This is a genomic window from Roseitranquillus sediminis (assembly GCF_016918935.1).
GTDB classification, from domain to species: Bacteria; Pseudomonadota; Alphaproteobacteria; order Rhodobacterales; family Rhodobacteraceae; genus Roseitranquillus; species Roseitranquillus sediminis.
This window is the reverse complement of the sequence record NZ_JAFFOB010000005.1, coordinates 252,496-274,135: the sequence shown is the minus strand read 5'-3', so window position 1 is coordinate 274,135 and position 21,640 is coordinate 252,496. Positions and strand designations below refer to the sequence as shown.

Here is a 21,640-nt window from a genome sequence, read left to right as displayed (position 1 = left end):
CGCGGGCGTCGAGGAGCGGCGCCCGCGTCAGCCGCGCACGGTCTCGATCATCCTCGCCACGTTATCCGGGTCGGCGTCAGGCGTGATGCCATGCCCCAGGTTGAAGATGTGCGGCCCTCCGGCGAAGGCGCGGACGATCCGCCGTGTCGACGCGACCAGTTCCGGTCCGCCGGTCACGAGGAGGCGCGGGTCGAGATTGCCCTGCACGCACACCCGGCTTTTCGATGGGTTCTGCACGTGCGTGGCTGCCCAGTCAGGCTCTACCGCGCTGTCGAGCGCCACGCAGTCCGCCCCGGTCGCCTGAGCAAACCCCTCGTAGCGCGCACCCGCCTCGCGCGGGAAGGCGATGACCGGCACGCCCGGATGGCGCGCGTTGAGCGCAGCAATGATATACCGCGCAGGCTCCAGCGCATAGCGTTCGAAGGCCGCGCCCTGCAGCGACCCCGCCCAGCTGTCGAAGAGCTTGACCACCTCGGCGCCCGCCTCGATCTGGCGGGAGAGGTACTCCACCGTCGCCTCGGTGAGCCGCTCGATCAGCGCCTCGAGGACCTCCGGCTGCTCGGCCATCAGCGCATGGGCCGGACCCTGGTCCGGGGTGCCGCGCCCCGCGATCATGTAGGTCGCCACCGTCCAGGGCGCGCCTGCGAAGCCGATCAGCGCCGTCTCAGGCGGCAGCGTCTCGCGAAGGATCCGCACCGTCTCGTAGATCGGTGACAGCGTTTCGTGCACGTCGCTCGCCGGGCGCAGCCGTGCAAAGTCCTCCGGCCCCGTGACGGTGGAGAGCCGCGGCCCTTCGCCCTGCACGAACCACAGGTCCGCGCCCAGCGCCTGCGGCACCAGCAGGATATCGGCGAAGAGGATGGCAGCGTCGAAGCCATAGCGCCGGATCGGCTGCAGCGTCACCTCGGCCGCGAGTTCGGGGTTGTAGCAGAGCGACAGGAAGTCGCCCGCCTTCGCCCGCGTCGCCCGGTACTCCGGCAGGTAGCGCCCCGCCTGGCGCATCATCCAGACCGGCGGAACCGGCAACGTCTCGCCGGCGAGGGCGCGCAGAAGCAGCTTTGTTTCCATCGGCGGTTGGTCACGCGGGCCGCCCGCCTTGTCAAGTTGTCTCCAGACCTCGGCGAGGCTAGACGGTGGCCATGCAGCCGCTCCCCACCCCCGAAAGACCGTTCCGCATCGGCACCCGCGGCTCGCCGCTGGCGCTGGCGCAGGCGAACGAGACGCGCGAGCGCCTGGCGCTGGCGCACGACCTGCCGTTCGAGGCGTTTTCCATCGTCACGATCAAGACGACGGGCGACCGCGTGATCGACCGCCCGCTCAAGGAGATCGGCGGCAAGGGCCTCTTCACCAAGGAGATCGAGGAGGCGCTGATCGGCGGCGAGATCGACGTGGCGGTCCATTCGATGAAGGACATGCCGGTCGAGCAGCCGAGGGGTCTGACGCTCGGCATCTACCTGCCGCGGGAGGACGTGCGGGACGCCTTCGTCTCGCCCGGCCGCGGCCTGCTGCGCGACCTGCCGCAGGGGGCCGTGGTGGGCACCTCGTCGCTTCGGCGCAAGTCGCAGCTCCTTCACCGCCGGCCGGACGTGACGGTGGTGGAGTTCCGCGGCAATGTGCAGACGCGCCTGAGAAAGCTGCACGACGGTGTCGCGGCGGCCACGTTCCTCGCCATGGCCGGCCTGAACCGGCTCCGCGCCGAGGACGTGCCGCGGACCGAGATCGAGCCGGAGGAGATGCTGCCCGCCATCGCGCAGGGCGCCATCGGCGTCGAGCGGCGCGGCGACGACTCGCGGGCTGCCGGCCTGCTGGAGCCGCTGCACGACGCGGAGACGGGCCTGCGCCTTGCAGCGGAGCGCTCGTTCCTCGCCGCGCTCGACGGGTCGTGCGAGACGCCGATCGCGGGGCTGGCTGAACTCGACGGCGGCCGCCTCAGGCTGCGCGGCGAGATCCTGCGCACGGACGGGTCGGAGGCGCTGGCCGACGAGACTGAGGGGCCCGCCGAGGATGGCGCCGCGATGGGTCGCGCGCTGGCGGCGGAGCTACTGTCCCGCGCCGGCCCCGGCTTCTTCGACTGGCGCTGAGCTTTCGGTTCGGTCGATCAGCTCCAGCACGGACGGCCCCAACGCCTCGACGATCAGCTCCACGCCGGCCGCGTTGGGATGCAGCCCGTCCGGCTGCATGTAGGCCTGCATCGCGGTGTCGCGGTCGCCGGAGGCCTCCAGCGGGGCGAAGAAGCTCTCGACCAGCAGCGTGCCGTACTCTTCCGACAGGTCGACATAGAGTCTGTCGAACGCCGCCTTGTAGTCCGCGCCGTAGTTGCCCGGCGCTTCGACGCCCACCAGCAGTACCTCGACCTCGGCGGCCTCGGCCGCCCCAAGGATGCCGTCGATGTTGTCGCGACTCACCGCCGGGTCGATCCCGCGCAAGATGTCGTTGCCGCCGAGCGCCACGATCATCGCGTCGACCTCGTCCGTCAGCGTCCATTCGACGCGGGAGAGGCCCCCCGCCGTCGTGTCGCCCGAGACGCCCGCATTCAGCACCCGCGCCTCTGCGCCGCGCGCGTCGAGCCATTCCTGCAGTTGCGGCACCAGGCCCTGCTCCTGCGGCAGGCCGTAGCCCTGCGTCAGGCTGTCGCCCAGCGCGGCAATCACCGTCTCGGCCTGTGCCGCGCCGGCGAGCACCGCGACCAATCCGGCGTTGCGGGTGTTGCGTAGGAGACCATATGCCTTGGGAACCTCAGCGGAGCGCCGGATGACCGACACGATCCTTTCCCTCAGCGATGCGCGGCTCAGCCTCGACGGCAACGCGGGCCGCGTCGAGATCCTGCGCGGCATCGACCTTGACGTGGCGCGGGGGGAGACGGTGGCGCTGGTGGGTCCTTCGGGCTCGGGCAAGTCGTCGCTCCTCATGCTCATGGGCGGGCTCGAGCGCGCCACCGGCGGGTCGGTCATGGCGCTGGGGCGCGACCTGACGGCGCTGGGCGAGGACGAGCTGGCCCGGTTCAGACGCAACCATATGGGCATCGTCTTCCAGTCCTTCCACCTGATCCCGACGATGACGGCGCTCGAGAACGTCGCGACTCCGCTGGAGCTGGCGGGGAAGCCGGACGCCTTCGAGCGGGCCGAGGAGGAGCTGAGGCTCATGGGCCTCGCCGATCGGGCGGCGCATTACCCGGCGCAGCTATCGGGGGGCGAGCAGCAGCGCGTCGCGCTCGCCCGCGCCGCGGCGCCGCGGCCCGACATCCTGCTCGCCGACGAGCCGACGGGCAACCTCGACGAGACGACGGGCGAGACGATCATGGACCTGCTCTTCGGCCTGCACGAGCGTGGCGCGACGCTGGTGCTGGTCACGCACGCCCGCGAGCTGGCCGAGCGCTGCGGCCGCGTGGTGCGGATGCGCGACGGCCGCGTCGAACCCGAGCTGGCGCGGGCGGCGGAGTGAGCGTCCTCGACTGCGCCGCGCCGCGACGGCGGGACCTGCGGCTGCCGGTCGCGCTGCGCATCGCCTTGCGCGAGCTGAGGGGCGGGGTGCGCGGCTTCCGCGTGTTTCTCGCCTGCCTCGCGCTGGGCGTGGCCGCCATCGCCGCCGTGGGCACGGTGCGCGAGAGCATCGAACGCGGGCTGGAACGCGAGGCCGCGACGATCCTGGGCGGCGACGCGCAGGTGGAGCTCACCTACCGCTTTGCAGAGCCGCAGGAGCGGCAGTGGCTGGAGGCGCAGGGCGCTGTCTCCGAAGTGGTCGAGTTCCGCTCGATGGCGGTGGCGGGCGAGGACCGGGCGCTGACGCAGGTCAAGGGCGTCGACGCCGCCTACCCTCTGCTGGGCGCGGTCGTGCTCGACCCGCCGATGCCGCTTGCCGAGGCGCTCGACGGGGCCGCGGGTCGGCCCGGCGCCGTTGTTGACCGCGTGCTGGTGGACCGGCTGGGCTTGGACCCCGGCGATACCGTCCGTCTGGGCGAGACGGACTTCTTGCTGAGCGCGGTGCTCGAGCGAGAGCCGGACACCGCGACCCAAGGCTTCAGTCTCGGGCCTACCACCATAGTCCGGACGGAGGCGCTTGCGGACTCGGGCCTCCTGCAGCCCGGCTCGCTCTTCGAGACCGAGTATCGCCTGCGCCTGCCGCCGGAGACCGACCTCGACGCACTCCGGGCCGAAGCCGAAGCGGCGATGAACGAAGGCGCGAGCTGGCGCGACCGGCGGAACGGCGCGCGCGGCATCACCCGCTTCGTCGAGCGGCTGGGCGCGTTCCTTGTCCTCACCGGCCTCGCCGGGCTCGCGGTCGGCGGCGTCGGCGTGTCGGCCGCGGTGCGGGCCTATCTCGACGAGAAGGTGCCGACGATCGCGACGCTGAAGAGCCTCGGGGCGGAGCGGCGCACGATCTTCCTCAGCTATTTCCTGCAGATCGGCGCGCTGACGCTGGTCGGGGTGACGCTGGGCCTAATCCTCGGTGTCGCGCTGCCGCTAGCCTTCGCGCCGCTGATCGAGGCGCGGCTGCCGCTGCCCGCCTCGTTCGCCGTGCATCTCGGCCCGCTCGCAGAAGCGGCGCTCTACGGCATCCTCGCCGCGCTCCTCTTCACGCTCTGGCCGCTTGCGCGGACGGAGGACGTGCGCGCGGCCGCCCTTTTTCGCGACATCGGCCACATGGCCGGTCGTCCGCGCGCGATCTGGATCGCGGCGACAGCGGCGACGCTGGCGCTGCTGGTCGGATTGGCGGCCTTCCTGTCTGGTCTGATGACGCTGACGCTCTGGAGCGCGGCCGGCCTTGTCGGAGCGTTCGCGGTTCTGGTTGCCGCGGCATCGGGCGTGCGCCGGCTCGCGGCACGTCTGGCCCGGGCGCACGCGCTTCGCGGCCGCACAGTGGCGCGGCTGGCGCTGGGCTCGGTCGGCGGGCCGGGGGCCGAGACTGCGTCTGTAGTGCTGTCGCTGGGTCTCGGCCTCTCGGTGCTGGCGGCGGTGGGCCAGATCGACAGCAACCTGCGCTCGGCCATCGAGCGCGACCTGCCGGAGCGTGCGCCGAGCTTCTTCGTCGTCGACATTCAGCCCGACCAGATCGACGGCTTCCTGGAGCGACTGGAGACCGACCCGGCAGTCGAAGACGTGGAGACGGCGCCGATGCTGCGCGGCGTCGTCACGCAGATCAACGGCCGCCCGGCACGCGAGGTTGCCGACCATTGGGTCATCCGTGGCGACCGTGGGGTCACCTACTCGGCCCGCCCGCCGAGCGACGCGGCGCTGACGGCGGGTGCATGGTGGTCCGAGGACTATGACGGCCCGCCTCAGGTCAGCTTCGCGGCAGAGGAGGCCGCGGAGATCGGGCTGGAACTGGGCGACACGATCACGGTCAACATCCTCGGGCGCGAGATCATGGCGGAGATCACCTCATTCCGCGAGGTCGACTTCTCCAGCGCCGGCATCGGCTTCGTCATTTCAATGAATCCCGCCGCCATCGAGGGGGCGCCGCACACCTACATTTCGACAATCTATTCGGGCGAGGAGGCGGAGGCGGCGATCCTGCGCGATCTGTCTACGAGCTATCCGAACATCACGCTGATCTCCGTTCGCGAGGCGATCGACCGGGTGGCCGAGGTTCTGGCGGGCATCGCAGCGGCCGTCACCTATGGCGCCGGCGCCACGCTGCTCACCGGCGGTATCGTCCTGATCGGCGCGGCGGCGGCGGGCGAGCGGGCGCGTACCTACGAGGCGGCGGTGCTCAAGACGCTCGGCGCCTCGCGCGCGGCGATCCTCGCCAACTTCGCGCTGCGCTCGGCCATCCTAGGCGCGGCGGCGGGCCTCGTCGCGATCTTTGCCGGCGGACTGGCGGGTTGGGGGGTCACCACCTTCGTGATGGAGACGGACTACCGGTTTGAGCCGGTGTCGGCACTAGCCATCGTGCTCGGCGGGATCATGGCGACGCTGGTTGCCGGGCTCGCCTTCGCCTGGCGCCCGCTCGCCGCGCGGCCGGCGCAGATCCTCCGGGCGCGGGAGTGACGGCTCAGCGGTCCTTGCGGGTGCCGATCCCTGCCGCACGCGCCTCGTCGTTGAGGCCTTCCCACCAGTCGGCGTAGCGCGTGGTCCAGGGGGCGCGGCCGGTTTCGTCCGGCGCATCGTCGTCCCACCAGACCGGGCCGCGCTCGCCGAGGCGCCGCTTCGCGGCGTCCACCGCCGCCCGTGCCTCATGCTCTGCTTCGGGGTCCTCCGCCTGTCCCACCGCGCGCCGCGCCTGCATCAGCGCCTTGACCGCGGCCCGGCGCTCGCCCTCGTCGAGGCGCGGGTCGGTCCTGCGCCAGAGGCGGCCGCGGGCGACGAAGTAGCGGCCGTCCGGCGTCTCGGGATAGTCCCGCCGCGGCACGGGCGTTCAGCCGATGGAGGTGCTGGCGATCAGCCGGTCCATGGCGTCGTAGCGCGCGATCGTGCGCGAGGTCTCGGCGCCGAACTTGCGCTTGATCCGGTGGCGCCGCATCGCCCGGTGCAGCGCGTCGGCCGGTCCGAAGCCATAGCGGGGATGTCGCTCGAGCCAAGGCAGGGACCCCTCCCGCGTCTTCGGCTTGAATCCCGGATCGAGGCGCGTGAGGCAGGCGAAGTAGGCGTCGTTAAGCCCGCCCACGAACGGGTCGTCCTGGATCACCCAAGGCTTGTTCGGCCCGGTGAAGTGCAGGATGTAGGGGTCGTAGTGCTCGACGATCTCGCGCCGCAGCCAATTCGAACTGTGCCAGTTCCAGAGCGGGCTCAGCGGCACGATAAGGTCGGCGGCCACGGCGTTCAGCGCCGCCTGGTCCCCCAGCCTGTGTTGGTGCAGCACGTCCGCCTGGTTTGTGGCGAATTCGAGGATGCGCCCGCCGAGACCCTGCGCCACATGCTGGGCGGTCTGCATCAGCAGGACACCTGCCTGGAAGTATTCGCCGCCCTGGCCGCCGAGGTTCTCCACCAGCTCTCGCGAGCGGCGGCGGCGGGCCTTGCGCGGCGCCTTGACCGCGACGAAGTCGGGCGCGGCGGCGATGGCGAAATCGCCGGTCGCGCGGTCGAAGAGGCCCTGCAGGCCGGGCCGCCGCAGATGCACGTCGGTGTCGAGGTAGAGCAGCCGCGCATAGTCCTGCGCCAGAAGCTCGGGCAGGACGTGTCGGTAGAAGGTGCCGACGCTGATCCACGCCTTGGGGTGCACGAAGGCCGGCACCCGCGCCACGTCGATCTCGACGAAGCGCACTGGCAGCTCGCGCCAAGCCTCGGGGATCGCCTGCCAGTCGGGCGTGCAGACGCAGAGGTCGAAGCGCCGCTCCACTTCCAGTTCGTCGATCCGCAGCGCCACGCACACGGCGATGGCGAGGTGGTTCGCGTCGCAGGCCAGAACGACGGCATCGGAATGGCGGGCGGGACCGGAGGTGCGCAGGCTCATGCGCTGCGCCTACACCGTCCCGCCGCGCTTGTCAGCCGCAGACGAGCCGCGGCCATGACTTGACGACGTGGGAAAGGTTGATGCGCAGAAAGCGGCAGCGCGAGGTATCGCCCGACGCCCCTCAGGTGTGGCGGGCGGCCCGTTAATGTATCGCCACGGCTTTCCCGATCGAGATCGCTGGCCGGCCCCAGTACGTGCTGCAAATGGAGTGCGCGATGAATGGCCTGCTGCTCGGCGGCGACCTCAAGTGGCGACCGGTGCCGCCCCCGATCACGACGCTGCCGATCCTCGTCTCCGAGCTCTGGCAGGGCTGGGAGAACCGGCGAATCCGTCTGCGCCGAGGCTTCGTGCCGCCTTCGCCGGCGCCGGCGCGGCCAGCGCGGTGCTGGAGACCGCCATCCTCGCGACGCTTCCGCCCGACGCGCTCCGAATCGTCACCTCGCTCGCGATCTTCGTTTGCATCGTGCACCGGCTCGCGCGGCGACACCCGGCGCTGGCTCTCGATGTCGGCCGCCGAGCAGCGCCCGATCGTCCGGGCGCTGCGCCTCTCGGGACGCCAGCCGCTGGCGGCGCCGCGTCCGGTCGAAAGGCGGCTCAATATCCGGGAGATGCGCAACGCAACCTCAACCCCTTCCCTTGCGGGCCGATACGGATATTGCAGGGACATGAGCATAATTCTCATCACCACCATCGTGGCGTCGCTGTTTCTCGTCATCGGGCTGGCCGAGCCGCTGGCAGCGCGGCTCAGGCTGCCCTACTCGGTGATCCTCGCGCTCATGGGCATCACCATTGGCCTCGGCGCCGCATTCTTCCTCAGAACCGAGCTGACCGACGCGCTGAACCCGGTCGCCTCGGCAATCCTGAACCTGCCGATCCGGTCGAACGTCTTCCTCTACGTCTTCCTGCCGACGCTGCTTTTCCAGGTGACCCTGGGCATGAACCTGCGTCGGATGCTGGACGACTGGGTACCGATCCTGGTGCTGGCGGTGGTGGCCGTCTTTGCCGCCACTTTCGTCATCGGCTACGCTCTCTCGTGGGCCAGCGGCCTGCCGCTCGTCGTCTGCCTGCTAGTCGGCGCCATCGTCTCGACCACCGACCCGTCCGCGGTCGTCACCATATTTCGCTCGACTGCGGCGCCGCCGCGCCTCAGCCGGATCATCGAGGGCGAGAGCCTGCTGAATGACGCGGCCGCCATTGCCCTCTTCGGCGTGTTCATGGGCTTCGTCATGGCGGGCGTGCCGGACCCGACGCTGCAGGGGGCGCTGTCGCGATTCCCAGTGCTGATCCTCGGCGGAGCGCTGGTGGGCTGGGCGCTGGGGCGGATCGCGACGGCGCTGATGGCGTTGCTCGGCAGGTACGAGCTGGCGGTGACGTCGATCTCGGTGGCGCTGCCCTACCTCGCCTACGTCGTCTCCGAGCAGAGCCTCGGCGCCTCGGGCGTGATTGCGGTGGTGTCGGCGGGCCTGACGCTGAACCTGGCGGGGCCTGGCCGGCTGCCGCCCGCCGCCTGGTCGCGCCTGCGCGAGGTCTGGGACCTGCTGGCGCATTGGGCGGGAGCGCTGATCTTCGTGCTGGCCGCGCTGCTGATTCCCCGGCTGCTCGACGGGATCACGCTGCGCGACGTGCTCTGGGTCGGCGTCGTGGTGCTGGCGGCCATCGTGGCGCGGGCGATCATCCTCTTCGGGCTCCTGCCGCTTCTGGCGCGGCTCAGGGTGTCGCCAGACGTCGAGCGGCCGTACCGCGTGGCGATCCTCTGGGGCGGCCTACGCGGCGCGGTGACGCTGGCGCTGGCGCTCGCGGTGACCGAGAGCCTGCGCGTGCCGCCGGAGACGCGGCGCCTCGTCGCAATCCTGGCGACGGGCTTCACCCTCTTCACGCTCATCGTGCAGGGCACCTCGCTCAGGTGGGTCATCGCGCGGCTCGGGCTGGACCGCCTGTCGCCGCTCGACGCGGCGCTGGCGAACCAGGTGGTCGCGGTGGCGCTCCAGACCGTGCGCGAGGACGTGGCGCAGGCGACCGAGGACTACAGCCTGCCGCGCGAGACGGTGCGCTCCGAGGCGAAGCTCTTTGCCGAGCGGCTGGACCAGGCGGTGAAGTCGGCCGAGGACAGTACCGAGATCCTCGACCGCGACCGGATCACGCTGGGCCTCCTGGCGCTGGCGGGGGCCGAGCGGGACATCCTGCTGGAGCGGTTTCGCGAACACGAGATTTCGGCACGGCTAGCCGAGCGTGTCATCACCGACGCTGACCGACTGATCGAGGCCACGCGCGCCGGCGGCCGGACCGGCTATCAGCGGACCGCGCGCGCCAGCCTCGACTTCGGGGCCGCGCTCCGGCTGGCGGTCTTCCTGCACAACCGGCTGCGCCTCTCGCGGCCGCTCGCGCGGCTGACGGCGGACCGCTTCGAGGTCCTGCTGTCGCAGCGGCTGATCCTGCGCGACCTCCACCGATTCCTCGACACCCGCATTCGGCGCATCCACGGCCGGCGGGTCGCCGAGCTGCTGCACGAGCTGCTGACGCGCCGGCAGGAATCGGTGGACCAGGCGCTGGAGGGGCTGCGTCTGCAATTTCCCGGCTACGCCGAGGAGTTGGAGCGGCGCTTCATCCGCCGCACGGCGCTGCGGCTGGAGGAGCGGGAATACGTGGCGCTGCACGCCGACGGGCTGATCGCCGACGAGCCCTTCATGTCGCTGATGCATCAGGTGCAGAGACGCCGCGGAATGACCGAACGGCGACCCAAGCTGGACCTTGCGGTGCGCAAGGTGGCGCTGGTGCGTCAGTTCCCCCTCTTCACCGAATTGGACGAGGGTGCGCTGCGGCGACTGAGCCGGGCGCTGGTCACCAGGTACGCCGCGGCGGGCGACGTGATCCTGCGGCGCGACCGCGCGGCGCGTGCGGTATATTTCATCGCGTCGGGCGCGGTGGAGCTGAGGGCCGCGGGGCAGGCGTGGCGACTAGGTCGCGGCGAAATGTTCGGCCAGATGGCGATCCTGATGCACCGCGCTCGGCGGACCGAGGTGCGCGCGATCACGCCCTGCACGCTCCTAGCGCTCGACGAGCCGCGTTTCCTGCGTCTGCTCGGCCGCAGCCGGGCGCTTCAGGAGGCGGTGCAGGAGAGCGCGGCCAAGCGCGGCATCCAGCTCGACCTGCCCGCGAACCTGCGGGAGCGAGCGGAGCGCTAGCCGCCCGCTCCGACGGCGGAATCAGGTGCTCCGCTCGATCTTCAGGTAGCTGCGCATCCGGTGGCTGAGCTCGCCGGAGCCGCGCGGCAGGCGGCGCAGGACGTTGACCGCATGGTGCGGTCCGCGCACGCGGTTGTCGCGCTCCTGCGTGAGGTAGTGAGGCAGTCGGCCGCTCTGCGGCGAGCGGGGGCGGTCGAGGATGTGGCGTTCCATGTCGGCCCTCTTCCATTGGCGTCACTGGTCGACGTAACCTAGGGTAACGGAGGGCTCATGTCAGCCCTGATGTGTCAACCTTGTGGCGTCATCGCCTTGCGTGCGCGGGCACGTTCCAGGCCGAGTTGGCGCTCGCGCCAGATGATGACGACGCCGGCCAGGATCACGATGCCGGCGCCCCCCAGCATCGTGGCAGTCGGCACCTCGTCGAAGACGACATAGCCGATCGCCAGCGCCAGCAGGATGGACGCGTACTCGAAGGGCGCGACGACCGACGCGTCGGCGTGGCGGTAGGACGAGGTGAGGAGGATCTGGCCGACGCCCCCCAGCAACCCCGCCAACACCAGCATCGCCGCCTGCGCCGGCGTTGGCACAACCCAGCCGAACGGCAGCGTGGTCAGCGCGAGGCACGAGGCGGTGATCGAGAACCAGAAGACGATGGACGAGGTCGTCTCGGTATGCACCAGCTTGCGCACGAAGACCTGCGCCAGCGCCGCACAGATCGCCGCGCCCAGCACCAGCACCGCGCCGAGCGCCTCGGTCGCGTCGAGCTCGCCGCCGCCCAGCGCCGTCAGGCGGGGCGAGAGCACCACCAGCACGCCGACGAGGCCCAGTGCGACGGCGGTGAGGCGATAGAGCCGCACCTGCTCGTTCAGGAACATCGAGGCGAAGATCACCACGAGCAGCGGCGCGGCATAGCCGATGGCCTGCACCTCGGAGAGCGGCAGGAAGGCGAGTCCGGCGAATCCGAGCCCCATCGACAGCGACCCCACGAGGCCGCGCCAGAGGTGGCCGAGCGGGTTGTCCGTCGAGAAGCCGGTCGTGAGCTCATGCCGCGCCGCAAGCCATACCACGATCACCGGCAGTGCAAAGATCGAGCGGAAGAACACCGCCTCGCCCGGCGGGACCGCGCCCGAGACCGCCTTGATGAGCGACGACATCGCCACGAACGTGGCGACCGAGGCGAGCTTCATCGCGATGGCGAGGCCGGTATTCATGATGCTGCCCTAGCGCCCGCCACAGGGGAAGGGAAGGGGCGCCGTCAGCGGCCGAGCGTGGCGCGCAGTCGCTGAAATTTCTCTCCCTGCACAGCCACATGCGCGCGAAGCGCCGCGGCGGCGGTCTCGCTTTCGCCCGCCTCCAGAGCGCGGAGGATGGCGCGATGTTCGTCGAGTGACTGGTCCATGCGCCCGCGCAGATGCAGCTGCAGCCGGCGATAGGCCTTCAGCCGCTTCTGCATCCGAAGCGCCTCGGCCTCGAGGTAGCGGTTCGCCGCATGACGGTAGATCAGCTGGTGGAAGCGCTGGTTCTCGCTGAAGTAGGCGTCGGGGTCGCCGGCTTCGGCGGCGCGCGCGCAGGCTTTGCTGGCGTCGCGCAGGCTGGCGAGGCCCGCCGCCGTGATCCGGCTCGCGGCGAGCCGACCGCAGGCGCCCTCCAACTCGGCCATCAGCTCGAACATCTCCATCAGGTCGACCGCGCCCGGCAGGCGCACGAAGACACCGCGGCGGGGCATCTGCTCGACGAGCCCGCTTGTGCCGAGCTTGTGCAGCGCCTCGCGGACCGGCGTGCGCGAAACACCGAAACGCGCGGCGAGCCGCGCCTCGTCCAGCCGCTCGCCATCCTCGAAGCTTCCGGTCAGGATGAGCTGCTCGAGCTCGTCGGCGATGGCGTCCGCCCGCCGCACATCCATGTCGCGCGCTCCCATGTGTGCAATCCCTCGACGTCTGTATACCAGATCGTTGACTCGGCGCGAACCGATCGCGATGCTGCGACTAGGGGTCGCCGGAACCGCGGCGGCCAAGGAGGGAGGACGACATGCGTATCCATCTTCTGGCCACTGCGGCCATCGCCACGGCCGGCGCGGCCGGCGCCGAGGAGCTGCGGCTCTCGCACCAGTGGTCGACCAACGATATCCGGCACCAGGTCGCGCAGATCGTCGCGGACGAGGTCGCCGCGGCCGACGTGGACCTCGAGATCCAGATATTCCCGTCGGAGTCGCTCTTCACCGCCAACGAACAGTACAATCCGCTGAGCCGGGGTCAGCTCGACATGACCGTGCTGCCGCTCAGCTACGCGGGCGGGCAGCAGCCGGCATACAACCTCACGCTGATGCCCGGCCTCGTGAAGAACCACGACCATGCGGCGCGCCTGAACGAGAGCCCGTTCATGGAGGCGATCGAGGAGAAGATGGCCGAGGACGACGTGATGGTCCTGGTCCACGGCTATCTCGCCGGCGGCTTCGCGGGGACCGAGGAGTGCATCACCCGCCCCGAGCATGTCGAGGGCAAGCAGATCCGCGCGGCCGGGAAGGCTTTCGAGCAGATGCTGGCCGAAGCGGGCGCGTCGATCGCGTCGATGGCGTCGTCCGAGATCTACAACGCGATGCAGACCGGCGTCCTCGACGCCGCGAACACCTCGTCCTCGTCCTTCGTAAGTTACCGCCTCTACGAGCAGGTGGCGTGCTATACGCCAGCCGGCGACGTCGCCCTCTGGTTCATGTACCAGCCGCTCCTGATGAACAAGTCGACCTTCGAGGGGCTGAACGAGGAACAGCAGCAGGCCCTCCTCGACGCGGCGGAGAAGGCGGAGGCTTACTACCTCGAGGAGGCCAAGAAGGAGGACGAGGCCTCGGTCCAAGTGTTCCGGGACGCGGGCGTCGAGATTGGCGAGATGACCGAGGAGGACTTCCAGGCCTGGCAGGAGGTCGCTCAGCGGTCCTCCTACGCCGCGTTCATCGAGGAGGTCCCGGACGGGCAGGAGCTGCTCGACATGGCGCTCGCCGTCGAGTGAGCGTGCGGCCGCCGGTTCCGCCCGAGCGGCAGGGGGCGTCGGTCGCCGAGCCGGCGCACCCGGCGCGCACCGGAGGCAATCCGGTGCTGCGCGCCGTCGCCGCGATTTCGACGGTCGCCGGTTGGATCAGCGCCGCGATGATCGTCGTTGCGGTGGGCGTGACCTGCCAGATGATCTGGGTGCGCTTCGTGCTGAACGGCTCGACCATCTGGCAGACCGAGACGGTCGTCTACCTCGTCATCGGCGCGACGCTGGTGGGCCTGCCCTACGTCCAGCGGCTGCGCGGCCACGTCAACGTCGACCTTGTGCCGATGGCCCTGCCGCGCGGCCTGCGCCGAGCGCTGGCGGTGCTGACGCTGGGGCTGTCGATCGCGGTGATCGGGTCGATGCTCTGGTATGGGTGGGAACTCTGGCATATCGCGTGGGAGCGCAACTGGCGCTCCGGAACGGTGTGGGACGTGCAGCTCTGGATCCCCTACCTCGCGATCCCGGTGGGCCTCGGCCTCTTCCTGCTGCAGCTCGTGGCCGACCTTGTCGCGGTGATCCTCGGGATCGACGCGCCCTTCGGGATCGACGACTGATGGACCCGCTCGTTCTGGGCGCCCTCGTGGCAGTGGTGACGATCGTAGTCTTGTTCTCCGGCGTCTCCGTCGCGGTCGGCCTGCTGATCGTGTCGGCGGGCTTCCTGCTCGTGTTCGACGGCGTGCGGTCGCTGGAGCTGATGCCCGAGATCCTCTTCGGGCATCTCGACAGCTTCGCCCTGTTGGCGATCCCGATGTTCATCATCATGGGCGCCTCCATCGCCTCGACGCGGGCGGGCGCCGACCTCTACGAGGCGCTCGAGCGCTGGCTGACGCGGGTGCCGGGCGGCCTCGTGATCTCGAACCTCGGGGCCTGCGCGCTCTTCGCCGCGATGTCGGGCTCGAGCCCCGCCACCTGCGCCGCGATCGGCAAGATGGGCATCCCGGAGATGCGCCGTCGCGGCTATCCGGACGGGGTGGCGGCAGGCTCCATTGCGGCAGGCGGCACGCTGGGCATCCTGATCCCGCCCTCCGTCACCATGATCGTCTATGGCATCGCGACCGAGACCTCGATCGGGCGACTCTTCCTGGCTGGCGTGCTGCCCGGCTTGATGCTGGTCGCGCTCTTCATGGTCTGGTCGCTCTATTCCACCTGGCGCTCCGGCGATGCCAACGTCCTGAGCGCGACGACCTATTCGTGGCGCGAGCGAGTCGAGATCCTGCCCCGCGTGCTGCCGTTCCTGCTGATCATCCTGGGCGTGCTCTACGCCATGTACGGCGGAATTGCGACGCCCAGCGAGACGGCGGCGGTCGGCGCCCTGCTCTGCCTCGTCATCGCGATGGTGATCTACCGCCTCTGGAGCCCGCGCGCGATCTGGGTGGTGCTGCGCGACTCGACGCGTGAGAGCGTGATGATACTCTTCATCATCGCCGCCGCGGGCGTCTTCAGCTACATGCTGAGCTCGCTCTTCATCACCCAGTCGGTGGCGCAGTGGATCGGCACCCTCGAGGTCAACCGTTGGGTGCTGATGGGGATGATCAACGTCTTCCTGCTGATCGCCGGGTTCTTCCTGCCGCCGGTCGCGGTGATCCTGATGGCGGCGCCGATCCTGCTGCCGATCATCACCAGCGCAGGCTTCGACCCGATCTGGTTCGCCGTGATCCTGACGATCAACATGGAGATCGGCTTGATCACGCCGCCCGTCGGGCTCAATCTCTACGTGATCAACGGCATCGCCCCGGACATCAAGCTCAAGACCATCCTCTGGGGGTCGATGCCCTATGTCGGCTGCATGGTGCTGGGGATCGTGCTGCTCTGCGTATTTCCCGGCATTGCAACCTGGCTGCCGAACGTGGTGATGGGGTACTGATGCCGCGCCTGACCGACCTGCTGCCGCCGCTCTTCCAGCGCCGCTACCACGGCGCCACCGGGCGCGATCCCCGGTCGACCGAGGCGCTGTGCCGCGACCTCCTGTCCTCGCACGGCGAGGTGACGGGGGGCGAGATGGCCCGGCACATCCTCGACCGTTACGCCGAGGCGGACGAGGAGACGCGCCGCGCCTTCTTCGAGCTCCTCGCGGAGTTCGACGTCGATGCGGACGCATTGGCCGAAGCGGTCCGCGACTACGCCGAAGATCGCTCGCGCGGCCGATATCAGGTTCTCGCCCGCGCAGCCGAGCCACAGCGGCAGGAGTTGGCGCGGCGGCTCAACCAGGTGCCGGGCGCGACCGTCCGGCTGGTGCGGATGCGCGCGGACCTCCTGCGGTTCGCCCGGGAGCATCCCGACCTCGAGCGGGTGGACGTGGATTTCCGCCACCTCTTTGCCTCGTGGTTCAACCGGGGTTTCCTGGTGCTGCAGCGCATCACCTGGGAAAGCCCGGCCAACGTGCTGGAGAAGATCATCGCCTACGAGGCGGTGCACGCGATCGGCAGCTGGGCCGACCTGCGCCGCCGGCTCGAGCCGCCCGACCGGCGCTGCTACGCCTTCTTTCACCCCGCGATGCCGACGGAGCCGCTGATCTTCGTCGAGGTGGCGCTCACACGCGGCATCCCCGGCTCGGTCCAGTCGCTGCTGGCCGAGGGGCGGACACCGCTGCCGCCTGGACGGGCCGACACGGCGGTCTTCTACTCGATCTCGAATTGCCAGCCGGGCCTCGCCGGGATCTCGTTCGGCAATTCCCTCATAAAGCAGGTGGTCGAGGACATTTCGCGCGAAGTGCCCGAGATCGGCAACTTCGTCACCCTCTCGCCGATCCCGCGCCTGCGCGCTTGGGCGGAGGAGGAGGAGATCGATCTGCCGGAAGACCCGGACGAGCTTCGCCGCGTCGCCGCGCGCTACCTGCTGACCGCCAAGCGCGGCAACGCGCCCTACGACCCCGTCGCCCGCTTCCACCTCGGCAACGGCGCCCGCGTGCACGAGATCCACGCTGGCGCCGACACGTCCGACGCCGGCATCAGGCAGTCGGGCGGCGCGATGGTGAATTACCTCTACGACCCGGGGCGTATCGCCTCGAACCACGAGGCCTTTGCCGGTGAAGGCCGCGTCATCGCCTCGCGCAGCGTCCAGGGACTTGCCCGCGCTGCCGAAAATCGCCGAGCGCGCCAGAAGGAATCCGAGAAGACATGACGAACCCGCTCTACGACACCCTCTTCGGTCGCCATGCCGGAGCCGATACGCCGTTCCTGCACCTGCCCGACGGCTCGGTCCTGACGCACGACGCGTTCCTGCGCATGGCGGCGCGTTTCGCGCACCTGCTGACCGACCGCGGCCTCCAGCCGCGCGACCGGCTGGCCGTGCAGGTGCCGAAGTCGCCGCAGGCACTGGCGCTTTATGCTGCCTGCGTCCAGGCGGGTATCGTGTTCCTGCCGCTCAACACCGCCTACACACCGTCTGAGGTCGAGTACTTTGTGTCGAACTCGGGCGCGAAGCTGGTGGTCGGCGATCCGACCGCCCCCAAGCTTGCCGACATCGCGCACCAGTACGGGGCGCAGCACATGACACTCGGCGCCGACGGAGACGGCAGCATCGCGAACGCTGCGAAGTCCAAGTCCGAGACCTATCCCACGGTGCCGCGCGCGCGGGACGACCTCGCCGCGTTCCTCTACACCTCGGGCACGACGGGCCGTTCCAAGGGTGCGATGCTGACGCAGGGCAATCTCCTGTCGAACGCCGAGACTTTGGTCGAGCACTGGCGCTTCACGGCGGACGACGTGCTGCTCCACGCGCTGCCCATCTTCCACACCCACGGCCTCTTCACCGCGACGAACACGATCCTGGCGGCCGGCGCGTCGATGATCTTCCTGCCGAAGTTCGAGCCCGACGCGGTGATCGCGGCGTTGCCGAAGGCCACGGCGATGATGGGCGTGCCGACGTTCTACACGCGGCTTCTGGACGACCCACGCTTCGACCGCGAGGCGACGCGGAACATGCGCCTCTTCGTCTCGGGCTCCGCGCCCCTGCTGGCCGAGGTGCATCGGCGCTTCGAGGAGCGGACCGGCCACCGGATCCTCGAGCGTTACGGCATGACCGAGACCAACATGAACACCTCGAACCCCTACGACGGCGAGCGGCGCGCGGGCACGGTGGGCTTCCCGTTACCGGGGGTGGAGCTGAGGATCGTCAAGCCCGACACCACCGAGGAGGTGCCGCAGGGCGAGATCGGGGTGATCGAGGTGCGCGGTCCCAACGTCTTCAAGGGATACTGGCAGATGCCCGAGAAGACGGCGGAGGAGCTGCGCAAGGACGGCTGGTTCATCACCGGCGACCTCGGCCAGATCGACCCCGACGGCTACGTCGTGATCGTGGGCCGCAACAAGGACCTCATCATCTCCGGCGGGTACAACATCTACCCCAAGGAGATCGAGCAGGTCCTCGACGAGCAGCCGGGCGTGCTGGAGAGTGCTGTGATCGGCGCGCCGCACCCGGACTTCGGCGAGACCGTCGTGGCCCTGCTGGTGCCAGACGGCGAAGGACCGGACGTCGAGGCGATCAAGGAAACGCTGCGCGAGCGGCTGGCGAACTACAAGCAGCCGCGCCTGATCGAGACGGTAAGCGAGCTGCCGCGCAACACCATGGGCAAGGTGCAGAAGGCGGCGCTGCGCGAGCGCTACGCCAAGACCTTCGCCTGACCGCCTCTGGCCAAGCGCGCCGTCGCGGGCCATGACGGGGTGATGGAGCCGCGCCCCGAGCAGATCGACGTCCTCGCGCCGAACCTGAAGCGACGCCTGTCGGGCGTGACCGCCACGGTGGTCCGCCTCATCCCCGTGCAGAACAAGCGCCTTGGCGTCTGGGCGACGGGGCCGGGCCTGCCGCCCGGGGTGCCGCACGTGCCCCTCGTCCGCGCCGCGACGCTGCCCGGCGGGCCGCGAGTCTGGCACGCGCGGCGCAACACCGAGATGGTGCTGGGTCTAATCCTGCGAAACGTCCTGCGTCGCGACCTGCGGCTTCTTTTCACCTCGGCGGCGCAGCGGCGGCACACGAGGTTCACGCGCTGGCTGATCGAGCGGATGGACGCGGTGGTGGCGACCTCGCCGCAGGCCGCCGCCTATCTTGAGCGGCCGGCCGAGGTGGTCATGCACGGTGTCGACACCGAGGCATTTCGGCCCGCGCCAGACAAGGCCTCCCTGCGTAACGAACTGGAGCTCGAGCCCGGCACCTGGGTCGGCTGCTTCGGCCGCGTTCGGCACCAGAAGGGAACCGACGTGCTGGTCGAGGCGATGCTGCGCCTGATGCCGGACCGGCCCGACCTGCGCTGCCTGATCGTCGGGCGGCCGGACGATACCGCCTTCCGCGAGGAGCTGCAGCGAAAGGTGGCCGCGGCGGGCCTGGCGGGGCGGCTGCGCTGGGTGGCGCACCTGCCATGGGATGCGCTGACGCGGCATTATGCGGCGATGGACGTCTACGCGGCTCCGCAGCGGTGGGAGGGCTTTGGCCTCACTCCGCTCGAGGCGATGGCCTCGGGCGTGCCGGTGGTGGCGACGACGGTGGGCGCGTTCCCCGCCCTGGTCCGGGATGGCGAGACGGGACGGCTGGTCCCGCCCGACGATCCGGAGGCGTTCACCGACGCGATGAGAGCGCTGGTCGACACGCCGGAGGAGCGGCTGCAGATGGCGCGCGCCGCCCGAGCCCATGTCGAGGCGCGCTTCGGGATCGAGCGCGAGGCCGAGGCGCTGATCGCGGTCTATCGGCGGCTTCTCGGCCGCTGACCCTTTCCCTCAGGCGTCCGATCCGTTAGAGGCCGCGCGACCGCTTCCGGAGGATCAGATGGGCTACAAGGTCGTCGTCGCCGGCGCCACGGGCAACGTGGGGCACGAGATGCTGAACATTCTGGCCGAGCGCCAGTTTCCTGTGGACGAGATCGCCGCGCTCGCCTCGCGCCGCTCGCTGGGAACCGAGGTCAGCTTCGGCGACAGGACGCTGGTGACCAAGGACATCGAGCAGTTCGACTTCACCGGATGGGACATCGCGCTCTTCGCCATCGGCTCCGACGCCACGAAGGAGTACGCGCCGCGCGCGGCCAAGGCGGGCTGCATGGTGATCGACAATTCGTCGCTCTACCGCTACGACCGCGACGTGCCGCTGATCGTGCCCGAGGTGAACCCCGAGGCCGTGGCGGGCTGCACCAAGCGCAACATCATCGCCAACCCCAACTGCTCGACCGCGCAAATGGTCGTGGCGCTGAAGCCGCTGCATGACCGGGCGAAGATCAAGCGCGTTGTGGTCTCGACCTACCAGTCGGTCTCGGGCTCGGGCAAGGAGGCGATGGACGAGCTCTGGGACCAGACCAAGGGCATGTATGTCCCCAGTCAGGAGGTCGCGCCCAAGGTCTACCCCAAGCAGATCGCCTTCAACGTGATCCCGCACATCGACGTCTTCCTCGACGACGGCTCGACCAAGGAAGAGTGGAAGATGGTCGCCGAGACCAAGAAGATCATCGATCCCGCGATCAAGATCACGGCGACCTGCGTGCGCGTCCCGGTCTTCGTCGGCCATTCCGAGGCGGTCAATGTCGAGTTCGAGGAGTTCCTCGATGAGGACGAGGCGCGCGACATCCTGCGCGAGGCGCCGGGGATCATGGTCGTCGACAAGCGCGAGGACGGTGGCTATGTCACGCCGGTCGAGTGCGTGGGCGACTTCGCCACCTTCGTCAGCCGCATCCGGCAGGACTCCACCATCGAGAACGGCCTGAACATCTGGGTCGTCAGCGACAACCTGAGGAAGGGCGCGGCGCTGAACGCGGTGCAGATCGCCGAGCTGGTCGGGCGCGAGGTGCTGAAGAAGGGCTGAGCCCGGCTCAGTCCCGGCGCCGGCGGACCCGCCCGATGCGGAAGCCGCCGGGGGGCAGGGCGGGCAGTCTGCTCATGTCGGGCTGCGCCGCCGGTGTCAGCACGCGGTAGTCGAGGCGAGCGGCCAGCAGGTCGGCGAAGATTTCCATCAGCCGGATCGTGATCCACTCCCCCGGGCAGCGGTGGTGCGTCGCGTATTCAGCGCCGCCCTGCGGGATCATCGTGAACGGGTCGCCGGGCCAGCCGCGGAAGCGCTCGGGCCGGAACGCGCCGCCGTCGATCCACGCCTGCGGATGCCGATTTGTGCCCCAGAGGTCGAGCAGCACCCGGCTGCCGGCGAGGATGCGGGCGCCGTCGAGCGGGACGTCGTCCTCGGCGATGGCCGCGAGCAGCGGGAAGAACGGGTAGGTTCTGCGCACCTCCTGCACGAAGGCGTGGCGGTAGGCGGAATCGTCCGCCACCGCGGGCCTGAGCGTCGGGTGCCGGTGCAGCGCGTGGGCGAGGAACACGACCCAGACCGCCACCGCCACGGTGGGCCGCAGGACGCTCAGCAGCTCGGCCGCCGCGATCTCCCGCGGCAACGGCGCACCGTCGAGGCCGGTCCAGCGCGCCACGATGGCGGCCGGGCTGTCGTGCGGCGGGTCGAGCTGCCCCTGACGCACCGCGTCGATGACGCCGCCAATCCAAGCCTGCGTCTCCTTGCGCGACCTGACGCCGAGCAGGTGGGCCGGGCCGACTGTCCCGGCGAAACGGAACTCGTCGTCCAGCTGGTCCGCACGCGTCGCGACTTCCGCTTCTCCAAGCGGCACGCCCGACCACTCGCATGCTGCGGCTGCAAGAAGGGTACGTGTCTCGCGATAGAGGTCGACGTCGTCGGACCAGGCGGGGATGCGCCCGTCGATCCGGTCGAGCACGAGGCGGTCGAGCGCGTCCATCCGCGCTTCGGACATCATCTCGAGGAACATGGCCTTGCGTCGTCGGTGACGCGCGCCGTCGAGCCCCTGCACCACGCCGGTCGGGCCGAAGAGCACCTGCCGCACCGGGGCCGGTATGGCGCCCTGCCGTCGGAGCGCGGGGTGACGGTAGAAGAGAGCGGCCCCCGCCGGTCCGGTGAGGCAGACGGTCCGGCGACCCATCAGGCGCGTGCGGAAGGCGTCGGAGCCAAGCTCGCTCGCCCGGCGCGAGATGTAGCGGTAGGGATCGCGCAGGAGCGGCACCGTCGCGTCGAAGGCGGGATCGCGCGGAAGCTCGAGCATCGGC

General features: G+C 70.0%; 19 protein-coding genes. 11 read left to right on the top strand and 8 right to left on the bottom strand.

Going from position 1 to position 21,640, the window contains the following annotated elements; genetic code table 11:
- Positions 1-27: 27 nt before the first annotated feature.
- Positions 28-1,068 (bottom strand): uroporphyrinogen decarboxylase, encoded by a 1,041-nt coding sequence (gene hemE, locus JM664_RS01835; RefSeq protein WP_227418187.1) that lies wholly within the window; start codon positions 1,066-1,068, stop codon positions 28-30.
- Positions 1,069-1,139: 71 nt separating this feature from the next.
- On the opposite strand from hemE, the gene hemC reads away from it, so the two are divergent.
- Positions 1,140-2,081: a hydroxymethylbilane synthase gene (hemC, locus tag JM664_RS01830; protein ID WP_227418186.1), complete on the top strand. Its 942-nt coding sequence runs from the start codon at positions 1,140-1,142 to the stop codon at positions 2,079-2,081.
- Here hemC and JM664_RS01825 read toward each other — a convergent pair.
- Complete coding sequence (locus JM664_RS01825) at positions 2,040-2,753, bottom strand: arylesterase (protein WP_406675756.1); 714 nt, start codon at positions 2,751-2,753, stop codon at positions 2,040-2,042. The genes hemC and JM664_RS01825 overlap by 42 nt on opposite strands.
- Between JM664_RS01825 and JM664_RS01820 the strand changes: the two genes are divergently transcribed.
- A complete protein-coding gene (locus tag JM664_RS01820) occupies positions 2,752-3,441 on the top strand; it encodes an ABC transporter ATP-binding protein (protein WP_227418185.1) in 690 nt (229 codons plus the stop codon). The genes JM664_RS01825 and JM664_RS01820 overlap by 2 nt on opposite strands.
- Positions 3,442-3,476: 35 nt before the next feature.
- Positions 3,477-5,987, top strand: coding sequence for an ABC transporter permease (locus JM664_RS01815; protein WP_406675755.1), 2,511 nt, complete (start codon positions 3,477-3,479; stop codon positions 5,985-5,987).
- A 4-nt stretch (positions 5,988-5,991) separates the two neighbouring features.
- Here JM664_RS01815 and JM664_RS01810 read toward each other — a convergent pair whose 3' ends face one another.
- Positions 5,992-6,348, bottom strand: a complete 357-nt coding sequence (locus tag JM664_RS01810; RefSeq protein WP_227418184.1) for a hypothetical protein — start codon at positions 6,346-6,348, stop codon at positions 5,992-5,994.
- Between the two features lie 6 nt (positions 6,349-6,354).
- Positions 6,355-7,389, bottom strand: coding sequence for a glycosyltransferase family 8 protein (locus tag JM664_RS01805; RefSeq protein ID WP_227418183.1), 1,035 nt, complete (start codon positions 7,387-7,389; stop codon positions 6,355-6,357).
- 665 nt (positions 7,390-8,054) lie between these two features.
- On the opposite strand from JM664_RS01805, the gene JM664_RS01800 reads away from it, so the two are divergent.
- Positions 8,055-10,571: a cation:proton antiporter gene (locus tag JM664_RS01800; RefSeq protein WP_227418182.1), complete on the top strand. Its 2,517-nt coding sequence runs from the start codon at positions 8,055-8,057 to the stop codon at positions 10,569-10,571.
- A 21-nt stretch (positions 10,572-10,592) separates the two neighbouring features.
- Here the strand turns inward: JM664_RS01800 and JM664_RS01795 are convergent, their stop codons facing one another.
- The 3 genes from JM664_RS01795 to JM664_RS01785 form a co-directional block, all read right to left on the bottom strand.
- Positions 10,593-10,784 (bottom strand): hypothetical protein, encoded by a 192-nt coding sequence (locus JM664_RS01795; RefSeq protein ID WP_227418181.1) that lies wholly within the window; start codon positions 10,782-10,784, stop codon positions 10,593-10,595.
- Positions 10,785-10,858: 74 nt separating this feature from the next.
- On the bottom strand, positions 10,859-11,782 hold the full coding sequence (locus tag JM664_RS01790) for a DMT family transporter (protein WP_227418180.1): 924 nt from the start codon (positions 11,780-11,782) through the stop codon (positions 10,859-10,861).
- Positions 11,783-11,826: 44 nt separating this feature from the next.
- Positions 11,827-12,474, bottom strand: a complete 648-nt coding sequence (locus JM664_RS01785) for a GntR family transcriptional regulator (RefSeq protein WP_227418348.1) — start codon at positions 12,472-12,474, stop codon at positions 11,827-11,829.
- Positions 12,475-12,599: 125 nt separating this feature from the next.
- Here JM664_RS01785 and dctP point away from each other — a divergent pair, with 125 nt between their 5' ends.
- The 7 genes from dctP to JM664_RS01750 are packed head-to-tail and all read left to right on the top strand — an operon-like array spanning position 12,600 to position 20,381.
- Positions 12,600-13,574 carry a TRAP transporter substrate-binding protein DctP gene (gene dctP / locus JM664_RS01780; RefSeq protein WP_227418179.1) on the top strand — a complete coding sequence of 325 codons (975 nt, stop codon included), beginning with the start codon at positions 12,600-12,602 and terminating at the stop codon, positions 13,572-13,574.
- Positions 13,575-13,576: 2 nt separating this feature from the next.
- Positions 13,577-14,155 carry a TRAP transporter small permease gene (locus JM664_RS01775; RefSeq protein WP_227418347.1) on the top strand — a complete coding sequence of 193 codons (579 nt, stop codon included), beginning with the start codon at positions 13,577-13,579 and terminating at the stop codon, positions 14,153-14,155.
- A complete protein-coding gene (locus JM664_RS01770; protein WP_227418178.1) occupies positions 14,155-15,465 on the top strand; it encodes a TRAP transporter large permease in 1,311 nt (436 codons plus the stop codon). The genes JM664_RS01775 and JM664_RS01770 overlap by 1 nt, the downstream gene beginning before the upstream one ends.
- On the top strand, positions 15,465-16,721 hold the full coding sequence (locus JM664_RS01765) for a malonyl-CoA decarboxylase (RefSeq protein WP_227418177.1): 1,257 nt from the start codon (positions 15,465-15,467) through the stop codon (positions 16,719-16,721). Before JM664_RS01770 ends, JM664_RS01765 begins: the two co-directional genes overlap by 1 nt.
- The gene (locus JM664_RS01760) at positions 16,718-18,223 is read left to right on the top strand and encodes a malonate--CoA ligase (protein ID WP_227418176.1); all 1,506 of its coding nucleotides are present in this window, start codon (positions 16,718-16,720) and stop codon (positions 18,221-18,223) included. Before JM664_RS01765 ends, JM664_RS01760 begins: the two co-directional genes overlap by 4 nt.
- 42 nt (positions 18,224-18,265) lie before the next feature.
- Positions 18,266-19,300, top strand: coding sequence for a glycosyltransferase family 4 protein (locus JM664_RS01755; RefSeq protein WP_227418175.1), 1,035 nt, complete (start codon positions 18,266-18,268; stop codon positions 19,298-19,300).
- A gap of 58 nt (positions 19,301-19,358) precedes the next feature.
- Complete coding sequence (locus tag JM664_RS01750) at positions 19,359-20,381, top strand: aspartate-semialdehyde dehydrogenase (protein WP_227418174.1); 1,023 nt, start codon at positions 19,359-19,361, stop codon at positions 20,379-20,381.
- A 7-nt stretch (positions 20,382-20,388) separates the two neighbouring features.
- Here JM664_RS01750 and JM664_RS01745 read toward each other — a convergent pair whose 3' ends face one another.
- The gene (locus tag JM664_RS01745; RefSeq protein ID WP_227418173.1) at positions 20,389-21,636 is read right to left on the bottom strand and encodes a cytochrome P450; all 1,248 of its coding nucleotides are present in this window, start codon (positions 21,634-21,636) and stop codon (positions 20,389-20,391) included.
- Between the last annotated feature and the right edge of the window lie 4 nt (positions 21,637-21,640).